12 protein-coding genes are annotated in these 15,058 nt (G+C 63.4%); 5 read left to right on the plus strand and 7 right to left on the minus strand.

Features of this window, described 5'->3' with window-relative positions; translation table 11 throughout:
* Window positions 1-61: 61 nt before the first annotated feature.
* Window positions 62-1,486 (minus strand): glutamate--tRNA ligase, encoded by a 1,425-nt coding sequence (gltX, locus tag ACWTU8_RS08395; RefSeq protein ID WP_455847753.1) that lies wholly within the window; start codon window positions 1,484-1,486, stop codon window positions 62-64.
* 102 nt (window positions 1,487-1,588) lie between these two features.
* Here gltX and ACWTU8_RS08400 point away from each other — a divergent pair, with 102 nt between their 5' ends.
* Window positions 1,589-4,045: a ComEC/Rec2 family competence protein gene (locus tag ACWTU8_RS08400; protein WP_455847754.1), complete on the plus strand. Its 2,457-nt coding sequence runs from the start codon at window positions 1,589-1,591 to the stop codon at window positions 4,043-4,045.
* On the opposite strand, the gene lexA is transcribed toward ACWTU8_RS08400, so the two are convergent.
* The 6 genes from lexA to ACWTU8_RS08430 all read right to left on the minus strand — a co-directional run bounded on the left by lexA (window position 4,039) and on the right by ACWTU8_RS08430 (window position 10,402).
* Window positions 4,039-4,776 (minus strand): transcriptional repressor LexA, encoded by a 738-nt coding sequence (gene lexA, locus ACWTU8_RS08405; RefSeq protein ID WP_065009592.1) that lies wholly within the window; start codon window positions 4,774-4,776, stop codon window positions 4,039-4,041. The genes ACWTU8_RS08400 and lexA overlap by 7 nt on opposite strands.
* Before the next feature lie 104 nt (window positions 4,777-4,880).
* Window positions 4,881-6,083 carry a molybdopterin molybdotransferase MoeA gene (locus tag ACWTU8_RS08410; protein ID WP_455847755.1) on the minus strand — a complete coding sequence of 401 codons (1,203 nt, stop codon included), beginning with the start codon at window positions 6,081-6,083 and terminating at the stop codon, window positions 4,881-4,883.
* On the minus strand, window positions 6,083-6,580 hold the full coding sequence (gene moaC / locus ACWTU8_RS08415; protein ID WP_258116959.1) for a cyclic pyranopterin monophosphate synthase MoaC: 498 nt from the start codon (window positions 6,578-6,580) through the stop codon (window positions 6,083-6,085). Before moaC ends, ACWTU8_RS08410 begins: the two co-directional genes overlap by 1 nt.
* A gap of 66 nt (window positions 6,581-6,646) precedes the next feature.
* Window positions 6,647-7,498, minus strand: a complete 852-nt coding sequence (gene trpC / locus ACWTU8_RS08420; protein ID WP_455847756.1) for an indole-3-glycerol phosphate synthase TrpC — start codon at window positions 7,496-7,498, stop codon at window positions 6,647-6,649.
* A gap of 4 nt (window positions 7,499-7,502) precedes the next feature.
* Window positions 7,503-8,513, minus strand: a complete 1,011-nt coding sequence (trpD, locus tag ACWTU8_RS08425) for an anthranilate phosphoribosyltransferase (RefSeq protein ID WP_029352738.1) — start codon at window positions 8,511-8,513, stop codon at window positions 7,503-7,505.
* Window positions 8,510-10,402 (minus strand): SurA N-terminal domain-containing protein, encoded by a 1,893-nt coding sequence (locus tag ACWTU8_RS08430; protein ID WP_455847757.1) that lies wholly within the window; start codon window positions 10,400-10,402, stop codon window positions 8,510-8,512. Before ACWTU8_RS08430 ends, trpD begins: the two co-directional genes overlap by 4 nt.
* A 145-nt stretch (window positions 10,403-10,547) precedes the next feature.
* On the opposite strand from ACWTU8_RS08430, the gene tpiA reads away from it, so the two are divergent.
* The 4 genes from tpiA to ACWTU8_RS08450 all read left to right on the plus strand — a co-directional run bounded on the left by tpiA (window position 10,548) and on the right by ACWTU8_RS08450 (window position 15,057).
* Window positions 10,548-11,315 (plus strand): triose-phosphate isomerase, encoded by a 768-nt coding sequence (tpiA, locus tag ACWTU8_RS08435; RefSeq protein ID WP_455847758.1) that lies wholly within the window; start codon window positions 10,548-10,550, stop codon window positions 11,313-11,315.
* Between the two features lie 180 nt (window positions 11,316-11,495).
* The gene (gene secG, locus ACWTU8_RS08440; protein ID WP_455847759.1) at window positions 11,496-11,954 is read left to right on the plus strand and encodes a preprotein translocase subunit SecG; all 459 of its coding nucleotides are present in this window, start codon (window positions 11,496-11,498) and stop codon (window positions 11,952-11,954) included.
* 212 nt (window positions 11,955-12,166) lie between these two features.
* The gene (locus ACWTU8_RS08445; protein ID WP_455847760.1) at window positions 12,167-13,282 is read left to right on the plus strand and encodes a L,D-transpeptidase; all 1,116 of its coding nucleotides are present in this window, start codon (window positions 12,167-12,169) and stop codon (window positions 13,280-13,282) included.
* Between the two features lie 137 nt (window positions 13,283-13,419).
* Complete coding sequence (locus ACWTU8_RS08450) at window positions 13,420-15,057, plus strand: CTP synthase (protein WP_084831416.1); 1,638 nt, start codon at window positions 13,420-13,422, stop codon at window positions 15,055-15,057.
* The last annotated feature ends 1 nt before the right edge of the window (window position 15,058 follow it).

Raw genomic sequence — 15,058 nt, forward strand, 5'->3', positions numbered from 1 at the left:
CAAGCCTAATGTTGCACTGCGAAACCCACCTTTCAATGCCAATCTTCTTGGGCCAGTTTTGCTAATCGATTTGATCCGCGACGCGCGCCAGGCTTTCCTCGCGGCCAAGCACGGCAAGCACGTCGAACACGCCCGGCGAGGTGCTTTTGCCGGTGAGCGCGGCGCGCAAGGGTTGGGCCACAGCGCCGAGCTTATGGCCGCCGGCCACCGCATATTCCCGGATCGCAGCCTCCGCTGCTTCGGCCGTCCAGTCGCCTGAAATCGCCTTCAGCGCCGCATGAGCACCCCGCAGGATCTCGCGCGCATGACCGCCGAGCAGCGCCGCCGCCTTCTCGTCGATCCGCAGCGGCCGCTCGGCAAATAGGAAGGCGGCACCGTCGGCCAGCTCGACCAGTGTCTTGGCCCGCTCCTTTAAGCCGGGCAGGGCGGCGAGCAACTGCGCCTTGCGCGTGTCGTCGAGGCGCGCTGCGATCGCCGGGCCGCCTTCCAGATAGGGCAAGGTGGCGATGAAGATATCGAGCAATTCGGCGTCGTTCATGCGGCGCATATGCACGCCGTTCAGCGCCTCGAGCTTGGCGAAGTCGAAGCGGGCGGCCCCCTTGTTGACGTCGCCGATGTCGAACCAGGCAATCATGTCGGCGATCGACATGACCTCGTCGTCGCCGTGGCTCCAGCCAAGCCGCGCCAGGTAGTTGAGCAGTGCCTCAGGCAGGTAGCCCATGGCACGATAGGCTTCGACGCCTAGGGCACCGTGCCGCTTCGACAGCTTGGCACCGTCGGCGCCATGGATCAGCGGGATATGCGACATCGACGGCACGTCCCAGTCCATGGCTCGATAGATCACCATCTGGCGGGCGGCATTGGTCAGATGGTCGTCGCCGCGGATGATGTGGGTGATGCCCATGTCATGGTCGTCGACGACGACGGCATGCATATAGGTCGGATTGCCGTCCGAGCGCAGGATGATGAAATCGTCGAGATCCTTGTTGGGGAAGCGGACTTCGCCCTGCACGCGGTCATGCACCACCGTCTCGCCGCCGGCCGGCGCCTTGATGCGGATCGCGCCCTTGGCGCCGGCCGGCGCCTCCGACGGGTCGCGGTCGCGCCAGCGGCCGTCATACCGAGGAGGCAGCCCCTTGGCACGCGCGCTCTCGCGCATCGCCTCCAACTCGGCCGGCGTCGCATAGCAGTAATAGGCTTTGCCGAGCCGCACCAGCTCCTCGGCGACCGCGCGGTGGCGCGGCGCGCGCTCGAGCTGCGATACCGGCTCGCCGTCCCAGGTGAGGCCGAGCCAGGTGAGCCCATCGAGAATGGCAGCGGTTGCCGCATCGGTCGAACGCTCGCGATCGGTGTCCTCGATGCGCAGCAGCATCTTGCCGCCAGTGTGTTTCGCATACAGCCAGTTGAACAGCGCCGTGCGCGCCCCGCCAATATGCAGGAACCCGGTGGGCGAGGGGGCAAAACGGGTGACGACCTTGTCGGACATGGAACTCTCAGGCAAGCGCAGGAAACGGATGTGGTTGCGCGGACTTTCGCGCGTCGCGCGTTCATGTAGCATAGGAGGTCAAGGGCGCAAGGGGCAGACCCGATGGCTGGACCAGGCCGGGGCGTGGACGAGAGCGAGGGCGCGATCACAAGCGTCAGCGAACGATCGCTGTTTGCCGACGTTCCTCACGCCGAGCCGCTACCCGCTTCGCTGCCTGCATCGCACCCGGCCACCCAGCCTCTTTCGCCGGACCGCTCCGCGCCAATACCGGCTCCACAACCGGGGCCCGTCATTCGTTTCCGCCGACAGCTCAGCCATCTTTCACCATCCGGTATCCGCAACAGCGTGGCCTCGGCAGCCGGCCTGGAACTCGACCGCGGCGTCGCCTTCCTGCTGGTGCCGGTTTTTCTGGCGTGCGGGGTGATCGTCTATTTTTCGCTTACCGTCGAACCGGACTTTCCGCAGCCCATTGCCGTCGTGGTCCTCGCGGCATTGTGTGCGGCTGTCACCCGCTCATGGCGCAAGACGCATCTGTGCTTCATGGCAGCGTTGCTGTGCGCACTCGGTGTTCTCGCCGCCAAGGTTGAAACCTGGCGCGCGGGAACGCAGATGCTCGGTTCGGAAATCCAGACCCAGCTCACCGGCCGTGTCGTTAGGCTCGATCAGATGGCGAACGGCCGGATCAGGCTGACCATCGACGTGATGTCGACCGCCCGGCCGACACTGCGTTATGCACCGGGACGTGTCAGGGTTTCGGCACGCAAAATTCCCGCTGAGATGACTGCAGGCTCGGTGGCAACCGGTTATGTGCGGCTTTTGCCTCCGACTGGCCCGGTTAGGCCGGACAGTTATGACTTCTCCTTTGACAGCTATTTCGCCGGTATCGGTGCCAGTGGCTTTTTCCTCGGCAATCCGAAGATCGTCGTTTCCGAGAATGTGCCGTTCGCCGCGCGCCTTTCTTCCTCGATCGAAAAGGCGCGCGAAAACATTGCCGACCATATCAGGGACAGCATTGGTGGCGCCGAGGGGGAGATTGCCGCCGCACTGATCATCGGTGTGCGTGCCGGCATTCCCGAAGAGATAAACGAATCGATGCGGCGCACCGGCATCTATCACATCATCTCGATTTCCGGCCTGCACATGGCGCTTGTCGCCGGCACGATCATGGGATTGCTGCGCGGCGCCTTTGCGCTGTTTCCCGATTTTTCGTCACGCCGGCCGGTCAAGAAATATGCGGCTGCTGCCGCACTCCTTTCCATCGCTGCCTATCTCATTTTTTCCGGTATCGTGGTCGCGGCTGAACGCAGCTTCATCATGCTGGCGGTAATGCTTGTCGCCGTGCTGTTCGACCGAGCGGCACTTACCATGCGCAATCTGACGATTTCTGCCATCGCCGTCATCGTCGTGTCGCCGCACGAGGTGGTCGGCCCAAGCTTCCAGATGTCCTTCGCCGCGACTGCTGCTCTCGTGGGCGCCTATGCCGGCTGGTCCGACTATCGTGCCGACAGGGCCACGGCGCCGCCACAGCGACGGTCGCCGGTCGCTTTCGTCACGCGAAAACTCGCCGCTGGGACAGGTACCATCGCAATGACCTCCATCATTGCCGGCAGCGCCACCGCGCTCTTCGCCATCTGGCACTTCCAGCGCGTATCGCCGCTTAGCCTGTTCGCCAATCTGGCGGTCATGCCAATCGTCACGGTCGTCATGTTCCTGGCCGTCCTCAGCGCTCTGGCAATGCCTTTCGGCTTCGACGAACCTTTCCTCTACATGATGGGCAAGGGACTGACGGCCATGATCGCAATATCGGGACGGATTTCCGAGCGGTCGCCGGTCGATGCAGTCGGGCTGATCTCGTTGCAGTCGGTTCTGCTGGTGACGGTCGCCCTGGTCATCGCCACGATCGCGACGACATGGTTGCGGCTTGCGGCACTTCCCTTTGCGCTCGCCGGCCTGCTGACGATTTCCGACACGCGCGCCCCCGATGTGCTGATTTCGGAAGATGCGCATCTGGTGGCGCTGCCGATCGGCGGCGGCGAACTTGCCGTCAACCGGGTGCGTTCGAACGAATTCACCACCGACAACTGGAAACATGCGCTGGTTTCAGCGACCATTGTCGAGCCGGAGACATTCGAAATAGGAGACGTGCGGTTCGACGTCGCCGACCCGGCCGACCTGCCGCCTGGAGCGCCCTTCTACTGCACTGCCGGCCTGTGCCTCGCCCGGCACCCGTCCGGCGCGATCATCGCACTCGCCGACGACCGCAAAACCGCACGGCCAGCCTGTGCCTTTGCGGATTTGATCGTCATCGACGATGCCACAGCCTATTATAATCCCTGCCGCAATCCGCTGGTTCTCGTCGTCACCAAACGGCAGCTCGCTCGCATGGGCAGTGCCGCCGTCTTCTTCGATCCGCTATCAGCGACGACGCGCGCAGAAATCCGTTTTGCCGTCAGACAGCCATATAGGCCTTGGCACGAGCAGCGGAGATATTCGCGCGAGGCGAGGGGCTTGCCACCATACCGCAGGGCCGAGAAACCCAAGAAACCTGCCGCTCAGTAACGCCGGATCAGTCCGACGAGCTTGCCTTGCACCTTGACCCGGTCCGGCCCGAAGATGCGCGTCTCATAGGCCGGATTGGCGGCTTCCAGTGCGATCGAGGCGCCCTTGCGGCGGAACCGCTTCAGCGTCGCTTCCTCCTCGTCGACCAAGGCGACGATGATCTCGCCAGGCTGAGCGGTGTCGGCGTTGCGGATGATGACCGTGTCGCCGTCGAAAATGCCGGCCTCGATCATCGAATCACCCTTGACCTCCAGCGCGTAGTGCGTGCCGCCGGTGATCATGTCCGGTGGTACCGAGATCGAATGCGTCTGGTGCTGGATGGCGTCGATCGGCACACCGGCAGCGATGCGGCCCATCACCGGTATGGAGATGGTGGCAACGACGTCGTCGTCATTGCCGGCCGCGGGCAGGCGCGAAGGCGCCGGTTTGATCTGTCGTCCGAGGCTGCCCTGCCCAAGGCTGCCCTGAATGACGCTTGGCGAGAATTTGCGAGCCGCATTGAGGCCGGGCGCGATCGAATCGGGCAGGCGCAGCACCTCCAGCGCGCGGGCCCGGTTGGGCAGGCGGCGAATGAAACCGCGCTCCTCCAGCGCCGTGATCAGCCGATGGATCCCCGATTTCGAGGCGAGGTCGAGCGCTTCCTTCATCTCGTCGAACGAGGGCGGAATGCCGCTTTCCTTCAGCCGCTCGTGGATGAACATCAGCAGTTCATGTTGTTTGCGTGTCAGCATCGCGACCCCCAACAGAATCAGAAAAACAAACCCAGAACAAACACTATCTGTTCCAGTTGTGTTCCGCAACCGTTTAAAGTTTAATGAATGTGTTGACGTTTTGTTCAGCGTAGCATCAGCACGCTACACGCGGCGCCCGTCGCGGCTGGCGGAGCGAATGGCTCGCGCACGATCAGCCCGTTGGCGTCGGCCAGCATTTTGAGCATCGAGGAATCTTGGATGCCGAACGGGGTCGCTAGTGGCGTGCCGTCTTCCTTCACCACCGCGCGTACATAGTCCTGCCTGAGATCGTTGGCCGGCATGGCGGCGCCGAGCCGCGCCTGACGCATGTCCTGCCGGAAGGCGCGGCCGCCGAGCCGCGCAAGCAGCGGCTTCAGAAAGAGCTGCGTGCAGACCAGACTCGCCACCGGATTGCCAGGCAGGCCGATGCAGCGGATGTCGCCCAGCCGCCCGAACATCAACGGCTTGCCAGGCCGCATGGCGATTTTCCAGAAATCGAGCGTCATGCCTTCACCGGTCAGCACGTTATGGACCAGGTCATGGTCGCCGACCGAGGCGCCGCCCAGCGTGACAATGACGTCGGCGCCTGCGTCGACCGCTTGTTTCACCAGCGTGGCGATCGCCTCCTTGCGGTCGGGGGCGATGCCGAGATCGAGCGCGCTGGCGCCGACCGAGCGGGCCGCGGCGGCGACGCCATAGGCATTGGACGAGATGATCTTGTCGGGGCCAAGGTCGCTGCCCGGCGGCAGCAATTCGTCGCCGGTGGCGATGATGGCGATCAGCGGCCGTTTCACCACGCTGACCTGCGGGTGGTTGGCCGACGCCGCCAGCGACAATGCCGCCGGATCAAGCGGGCGGCCTTTCTCCAGCAGGACGTCGCCCTTCGAGAAATCGAGCCCGAGGCGGCGGATGTTGCGGCCTTCAACCGTCGACGCGGTCACTTCGACGCTGCCGCCGCCGAGATCCCTTGCATTCTCCTGGATGACGATGGTGTCGGCGCCTGCAGGAAGCGGCGCGCCGGTGAAGATGCGCACGGCCTGCGCCGGGCCGACTGTTCCGGCAAAGCCGCGTCCGGCCGGCGCCATGCCGATCACCGAAAGTCTTGCGGGCACGGACGCGACGTCCTCGGCCCGCACGGCATAGCCGTCCATGGCGGACGCGTTGAACGGCGGCTGGGTGCGGAGCGCCAGAAGCGGCTCCGCCAGCACGCGGTCGGCGGCGTCCATCAGGGCGACGCATTCAGCCTGCAAGGGCGCAGCATCCTCAAGCAGGCGCTCGAGCGCCTCGGCGACCGGAAGCAGTGCCATTATTGGCCTGCCCCCTTGGCGTCCGCCTTGTAGTCGCCGGATTTGCCGCCGGTCTTTTCGACCAGCCTGATGCCCGAGATCACCATGGCGCGGTCGACCGCCTTGGCCATGTCATAGATGGTCAGGCAGGCGACCGAGACGGCGGTCAGCGCTTCCATCTCGACGCCGGTCTTACCTGTGACGCGGGCCAGCGCCGTGACCTTCAGGCCTGGCAGCGTCGCGTCCGGTTCGATGTCAACGGATACCTTGGTCAACAGCAGCGGATGGCAGAGCGGGATCAGCTCATGCGTCCTCTTGGCCGCCATGATGCCGGCGATGCGCGCCGTGCCCAGCACGTCGCCCTTTTTGGCATCGCCGTCGAGAATCATCTTCAGCGTTTCGGGCCGCATCGCGACAAGACCTTCGGCGATTGCCGTGCGCGTCGTCTCCGCCTTGTCGCCGACATCGACCATATTGGCTTCGCCTTTCGCGCCAAGATGGGTGAGGGCGGCCGTCATCGTCAGTCAGCCTTAGAGCGACGTGCGTCCGTTTGGACGCGCAAAGTACGCTCTAACCCTTTGAAACTATGCATCGTGCTCTCCAAAAATCGATTCCGATCTTCGGGTCGATAGATGAGCCGGCGCCTTGCCCGTCAAAAGCAGGCGCGTTGCAGTGGCCACATTCTGTTGCCGCATCAGGCTCTCGCCGACGAGGAACGTACCGATGTCGCTCAGTTCCAGCCTGCGGCAGTCTTCGTGCGAGAAAATACCGCTCTCGCTGACCAGCAGGCGGTCTGCCGGCACCATCTTCGCGAGCCGCTCCGAGGTCTCGATGCTGGTTTCGAACGTCCGGAGATTGCGGTTGTTGATGCCGATCAGCCGCGATGACAGTTTCAGCGCGCGTTCCGTCTCGGCCTCGTCATGCACTTCGACCAGTGCGTCCATGCCGAGTTCGAACGCCGTCGTTTCGAGTTCGCTGGCCACGGCGTCATCGACGCTCGCCATGATGATCAAGATGGCATCCGCGCCCCACGCACGGGCTTCGAACACCTGATAGGGCTCGAACAGAAAATCCTTGCGCAAAGCGGGCAATGTCACGGCGTTGCGCGCATCGGTGAGGAATTCAGGCGCGCCCTGGAAGGACGGCGCGTCGGTCAGCACGGAAAGGCAGGCAGCACCACCTTTCGCATAGGCCCTGGCCAGTGCCGGCGGATCGAAATCGGCGCGGATCAGGCCCTTGGACGGGCTCGCCTTCTTTATCTCGGCGATCAGCGCGAAGCTGCCGGATTTGCGCTTGGCTTCAAGAGCCGAGAGAAACCCGCGCGCTGCGTCGGTGTCCTTCGCCCGCGCCTTGATCTCGGCAAGCGGCACGCGCGCCTTCGCCGCAGCGATCTCGTCGCGCTTGTAGGCTTCGATCTTGCGCAGGATATCAGACACGGCTCTATCCGTTCGAAATCTCGACCAGCCGGTCGAGCACTTTCAGCGACCGGCCGCTGTCGATGGCTTGCGCTGCCGTCGCCATGCCGTCGGCAAGCGTCGTCGCCTTGCCCGCCACCACCAGTCCGGCGCCGGCGTTCATCAGCACTGTATCACGAAAGGCGCCGGCAGCGCCGCCCAGCATATCGCGCAGCGCCTGGGCGTTGTAGGCGGCGTCGCCGCCGCGCAACTCGTCCTTGGTGTGCCGCTTCAGCCCGACCGCTTCCGGGGTCAGTGAAAAGCTGCGGATCTCGCCGCCGACCAGTTCGGCCACTTGGGTCTCACCGGTGGTGGTGATCTCGTCATAGCCGTCGCCATGGGCGACCCAGGCGTGGTCGGCGCCCAGTGCCTTCAGCGTCTCGGCCACCGGCATGATCCATTCAGGCAAGAAGACGCCGACCATCTGCCGGCTCACACTGGCCGGATTGGAGAGCGGACCAAGCAGGTTGAAGATGGTGCGGGTGCCGAGCTCGACGCGGATCGGGCCGACATGCTTCATCGCCGGATGATGCGCCGGCGCGAACATGAAGCCGACGCCTGTGTCGTGGATACAGCGGCCGATCGTTTCCGGCGGGATATCGATCTTGACGCCGAGCGCGGTCAGCACGTCGGCGGCGCCGGTCTGCGAGGATAGTCCGCGATTGCCGTGCTTGGCCACCGGCACGCCGCAGGCGGCGATGACGAAGGCGGATGCGGTCGATATGTTGACGCTGTGCGAATTGTCGCCGCCGGTGCCGACGATGTCGATCGCGCCAGCGGGCGCGTCGACGCGCAGCATCTTGGCACGCATGGTGGCGACGGCGCCGGAAATCTCGCTCACCGTCTCGCCGCGCACGCGCAGCGCCATCAGGAAGCCGCCGATCTGGCCGGGCGTAGCGTCGCCCGACATGATGATGTCGAAGGCCTCGCGCGCCTCCTCGAAGGAAAGGGAGTTGCCGGTGGCGACCTTGGCGATATGGGTCTTGAGCGCGCTCATCTGGTCAGGGCTTGGGCAACGGCGGTCTGGTCGATGCGAACGTCGTACTGCGTCTGAAGCTGCGCCACCAGCTGGTCGAGCAGGTCGTCGGACATGCCGGCGGTGAACGATTTCTGCGCGTCGTCCGGCACCGAGCTGGCGTCGGCTCCGGCAGGTTCGAAGACTTCGGCGATCTTGAACAGGATCTGTCCGTCGCCGGTGGGCGAAGGGATCAATCCGGTCCCGCCTTCGCCTTCGCCGAACATCGCAGCCGCCCCTTCCTTGCCGAAATCGACGTCGTCCGCCTCGCGCTTGACGCCGCGCTTGGTCTGCTTCTCAAGCTTGAGCTCGCTCGCGATCACGTCGAGCGTGGCGCCGGCCTTGAGACGCTTTTCGAGCTCGTCCGCTTTTGCCGTGAGCCGCTTGGTCGTTTCCGCCGCCGTCCAGTCAGCTACCACCTTCTGTCGGACTTCATCCAGGGTGCGGTCGCGGGCCGGCGTGATCGACTCCACCTCGTAGAACACGAAGCCGTTGTCGGCGGTGGTGAGGTCGGGATTCTCGGTGCCCGGTTCGGCGTCGAACACCGCCTTGATGAGTTCCGGCGATTCCGGCAAGTCCTTGACGACGGTGCCGTCCGGCCTCAGGCCGGTGCGATCGATCGCGTCGATGGTGACGACCTTCAGCTTCAGTTTTTCGGCCGCTTGCTTGAGCGTGCTGCCCGAAGCGCGGATATCTTCGTAATTGTCGTGCACATCCAACAGAATGCGGCTTGCCTCGCCCAGCGCCAGATCCCTGCGGATATCTGCGGACACTTCGGCCAGCGGCTTCACCACTTCGGGCTTGATGTCGGTGACGCGCAGCAGCACCGGACCGAAGGCGCCCTGAACGACCGGACTTACTTCGTTGACATTAAGCGCAAACGCCGCATCCGCCACTGCCTTGTCGGCGATCTTGTCCTTGGACAGCGTGCCGAGCAGCGTGTCGGCTTGCGTCTTGCCCTCGGCGACGACGATCTTGTCGAAGGTAGCGCCGGTCTTGAGTGAATCGAGCGCGGCCTTCGCGGCATCCGGCGTTTTGAACACGAGCTGTTCGATGGTGCGCGTTTCCGGCGTGGTGTAGCGCCCCTTGTTCTTGTTGTAGTCGTCGCTGACCTGTTGGTCGGTCACGGCACTCGGATCCATGATGTCTTGCGGCTCGAGCCTGACATAGGAGAATTTGCGGTATTCGGGCGCCGCATAGGTCTTCTTGCTTTCCTCGAAATAGGCCGAAAGCGCAGTGTCGGATGGCGCTTCAATCGGCTCGACCAGCGATTTCGGCAAAGTCACATACTCGATGGTGCGGTCTTCGCCACGATAGAGCGCGACTGCCTTCAAGAAAGTATCCGGAGCCTTGAGGCCGTCCGAAACCGCCTCGACAATCTGCTGGCGCACAGCCACCTGGGCGCGATTTCTCAGATAGTCTTCCGGCCGCATGCCGACCTGTTGCAGTATGTATTCGAACGTCCTCCGGTCGAAGGTGCCGCCAGGACCCTTGAAAGCTGGGTCTTCATGCGTGAGTTGGGCCAGCCGGTCCTTGGACAACCCAAGCCCGAGCTTGCGCGCCTGCTCATCGAGGACTGCACCCGACACGAGTTGCGCCAGCACCTGGTTATCGAGGCCGAGTGCCGTCGCCTGCTCGCGGCTGATGCGCTGGCCGAATTGCTGCGACATCACGCTGATCTGGCGATCATAGGCGAGGCGATACTCGTTGATTGACACTTTGGTGCCTCCGGCCGTGATAACGGCATCGTGGCCCGCAAAACCACCGACCATCTGCCCGGAAATGCCCCAGACGGCAAAGCTCAACACCAACAATACCAGCAGCGCCTTCGCGACCCAGGTCCCCGCCGCGTTTCTCAAGATACTAAGCATGGTCACTTCCGATTTTTGGCGCATTTTCGCATGCGCCGAGTTTGAAACAAGCGCAATAGCGTCCTTCCGGCCCACTGTCGATTGCTTTGTAGGCTGAGTTTGGTAGTGAGGACGCAGCCGAATATTGCCCGGAGAAGCAAATCCCATGACGCTAGGAATCCGCCCGCTGGTCGCAGGCAACTGGAAAATGAACGGCACCAGCGCCTCGCTCAACGAACTCAGGATGATCGGCAACGGCTTCATGAGCGGGCTCGATGCGGAGACCGAAGCGCTGGTCTGCGTTCCGGCGACGCTACTCGCGCACGCCGCAGAGATTTTGTCGCGCACGCCGGTCCGGGCCGGGGGCGAGGATTGCCACACGAAGGAGAGCGGCGCCCATACCGGCTGCATTTCGGCCGAGATGCTGAAGGATGCGGGCGCTAGCTACGTCATCGTCGGCCATTCCGAACGTCGCGCCGATCACAATGAGGACGACGCCATTGTTCAGGCCAAGGCGTCCGCGGCGTGGCGCGCCGGGCTGGTAGCCATCATCTGCATCGGCGAGACGAGAGCCGAGCGCGAGGCGGGCGCGACGCTCGATGTGCTGTCGCGCCAGGTCGCCGGCTCGGTTCCGCCCAACGCCACGGCGTCGAACACCGTTATAGCCTATGAGCCGGTATGGGCGATCGGCACTGGACTGACGCCGACCGCCGCCGACGTTGCTGAGGCTCATGCGCATATTCGCGAAAAACTGTCGGAAAAGCTTGGCAGCGCGGCGGCGAAGATGCGCATCCTCTATGGCGGCTCGGTCAAGCCGTCGAACGCGGTCGAACTGCTCGGCGTGAAAAATGTCGACGGCGCGCTGGTCGGCGGCGCCAGTCTGAAGGCGGCGGACTTTCTCGGTATCGCCGAAGCCTATCGAAATATCTCGTAGCATCGAAAGGCTATCGGGGTACTTCGGATAGGCTGTGCCGCAGCGGGAAATCGTTGCAAAGGGCGCATTGCTTCCCATATTCCGGCCACGGGCTTGGAAATGCCATCAAAGCATTGTATTGAGCCGCCTCCAAATCACCGGCCGTATCCGCGGCCGCGCAAGGCTTTGCCAGGGTAAGCTATGGAAACCGTTCTGATCGTCGTCCACCTCATGGTCGTGCTCGCTCTTGTCGGCGTGGTGCTGCTGCAGCGCTCCGAAGGCGGCGGCCTCGGCATCGGCGGCGGCTCGGGCTTCATGACCGCGCGCGGCGCGGCCAACGCGCTGACGCGGGCGACGGCGATCCTGGCGGCGGCTTTCTTCGCCACCTCGCTGACATTGTCGATCGTCGCCCGTTATGGCGAGAAGCCAATCGATATTCTCGATCGTGTGCCTGTGACTAACGGCGGGGGCGGCGTGCTCAACCAATTGCCTGGCACCACGGCGCCGACACCACCTTCCGGCAATACAGCGCCAACGCCGCCTTCCGGCAATGATGCTGCAGCCCCGGCTCCCGCTGCACCGCCTGCGGCGGATTCGACCGCGCCGCCGGCCACAAACGGCGTCACCCTGCCAGTAACGCCGCAGGTTCCGAACCAGTAACCAGCAGACGTCCGGCGCCGCGATCTGTTGTTGTTTGAACACAGTCGCGGCAAATGCCGCACGATCCCAAGGATTCGACCGGGCACGGCACGACAGGGCGCTTGAGGCGTCTTCGATTAATCGATTATAGATTGCGCGCGGCACTTTCGGCGTCCTTGGGGGACGCCGGGCGACGCCGTGGGCAACAAGCATTGAACGATCGGATCTCAGCCATGCAGCTTCGCAGCTTCATATTAGCCGGCCTTTGTGCCGTGCTCAGCCTTGGTGGGCCCGCTTACGCGGCCATGCCGGCGGGTAATTCGGCCTCTAAAACCGCAGTAACAACTGACGTCGTCAACGTCGCCGCCAAAAGCGATACGGCGCAGCTAAGGCTCCTCAAGAAGAAGAAAAATCCGACCGTGGACGATCTGGCCCAAATCGGCAAGATCGAAGCCAAGATTGCGGCCGACAAAGAGGCCGCTCGAGCCAAGGCGCTCGAGGCCAGGAAGCTAGCGATGCGCGAGGCGGCCAAAGCCAAGGCCGACGCGGAACGGCAGGCGTTCCTTGCCAAGAAGAGCCTTGCCAAGAAGGATAAGTCCGCTGCCCAGCTGGCCGACGGAAAGCCGGCTAAGAAGACCGTCAAGATCATCGAACCTATCGCACCGATCCAGTCGGCCGAGCCGGTTTCCGCCGAGGCCATGAACGTCGCGTTGACCGGCAACAACGGTGAATTGCGCAGCGAGCCGGTTGGACAGAAGCCGCAGAGCGTCGGGCTGTTCGCCGGTCTGTTCGGCGGCACGTCCTCGTCGATGTCGCTGCTCCCCGAGACCCGCGCTCTCGATGCCGCACTCGCCAGGAAGGAAGCCAAGAAGCAGTTCAAGGTGAAGCCGGAGTTCGTGCCGCAAGAGGTCGAATTCACCGGCTACAGTCCCGGTACCATCGTTATCGATACCAGCGCGCGCCGCCTCTACCTCGTTGAATCTTCATGGACCGCCCGCCGTTATGCGATCGCGGTCGGTCGTGACGGCCTGCAGTTCAAGGGCACGGTCGCGGTCGGCGACAAGCAGGAATGGCCGCGCTGGATTCCGACGCTCGAGATGCAGAAGCGTGAACCGAAGAATTATGGCCGGTACAAGGACGGCATGCCCGGCGGCGGCGAAAATCCGCTCGGCGCGCGCGCCATCTATCTCTACGACGGCAAGAAAGACACCCATCTGCGCATTCACGGCACCATCGCGCCGCAGTCGATCGGAACGAGCGCCTCCAATGGCTGCTTCCGCATGATCAACGAGCACGTCATGGACCTTTACCGCCGGGTGAAAGTGGGCACCAAGGTCGTCATCATCTGACGACTTAACGGGCTATTCCAAAGGGCCGGTCTCGCCGGCCCTTTTGTTTTGGTTCGAGCATCACCAGGGCGCCTTCTTGGGAAAAAGCCTTCGCGGCGGTTTTTTCTCTGGCGGAATCAATTCGGCCGCGTTAAGCGATGACTCCCATGGCGCGATATGTATTCATCACAGGCGGCGTGGTTTCCTCACTCGGAAAAGGCATCGCTGCAGCGGCCCTTGGGGCTCTCTTGCAGGCGCGAGGCTATCGCGCGCGCATAAAGAAGCTCGATCCCTATCTCAATGTCGATCCCGGCACGATGTCGCCATACCAGCATGGCGAAGTCTTCGTGACCGACGACGGCGCCGAGACCGATCTCGATCTTGGCCATTATGAGCGCTTCACCGGCCGCTCGGCCAACCAGCAGGACAACATCACCACAGGCCGCATCTACAAGAACATCATCGAGCGGGAGCGGCGTGGCGACTATCTTGGCGCCACCGTGCAAGTGATTCCGCACGTTACCGACGAGATCAAGAACTTCATTCTCAACGGCAATGACGACTATGACTTCGTGCTGTGCGAGATTGGCGGTACGGTCGGCGACATCGAGGCGATGCCGTTCCTGGAGGCGATCCGCCAGCTCGGCAACGATCTGCCGCGCAACAACGCCGTCTACGTGCACCTGACGCTGATGCCCTACATTCCAACGGCGGGCGAATTGAAGACCAAGCCGACCCAGCATTCGGTCAAGGAATTGCGCGGCATCGGCATTGCGCCCGACATTCTGCTGGTCCGCGCCGACCGCCCCATCCCCAGGGAAGAGCGCCGCAAACTGTCGCTGTTCTGCAATGTCCGCGAGAGCGCGGTCATTCAGGCACTCGACGTCCCGCACATCTATGACGTGCCGATGGCCTATCACAATGAAGGGCTGGATTCGGAGGTGCTGGCCGCTTTCGGCATCGATCCGGCGCCGAAGCCGCGCATGGAGCCCTGGCAAGCGGTGTCCAACCGCATTCACAATCCGGAAGGCGAGGTGACCATCGCCGTCGTCGGCAAGTATACCGGCCTCAAGGACGCGTACAAATCGCTGATCGAGGCGCTGTCGCATGGCGGCCTCGCCAACCACGTCAAGGTCAAGCTCGACTGGATTGAGAGCGAGATTTTCGAGAAGGAAGATCCGGCGCCGTGGCTGGAAAAGGTCCACGGGATTCTGGTCCCCGGCGGCTTTGGCGAGCGCGGCGCCGAAGGCAAGATCCTGGCGGCGAAGTTCGCCCGCGAGCGAAAAGTGCCATATTTCGGCATCTGCTTCGGCATGCAGATGGCTTGCATCGAAGCAGCGCGCTCGCTGGCCGGCGTCGAGCATGCCTCGTCGACCGAATTCGGTCCGACCGAGGAACCGGTCGTCGGCCTGATGACCGAATGGCTGAAAGGCAACATGCTGGAGAAGCGCAGGGAAACTGGCGACCTCGGCGGCACCATGCGGCTCGGCGCCTATCAGGCTGACCTCGCCAGGGGTTCGAAAATCGCCGACATCTACGGTGACACGCAGATTTCCGAGCGCCACCGCCACCGCTATGAGGTTAATGTCGACTACAAGGAGCGGCTCGAGGATTGCGGCCTGGTCTTTGCCGGCATGTCGCCCGACGGCGTGCTGCCGGAAACGGTCGAATACCCCGACCATCCCTGGTTCATCGGCGTGCAGTATCATCCCGAGTTGAAAAGCCGGCCACTCGACCCGCACCCGCTGTTTGCCAGCTTCATAGAGGCCGCGGTGGAACAGTCGCGGCTGGTCTAGG

The sequence above is a fragment of the Mesorhizobium sp. BHbdii genome (assembly GCF_053848045.1).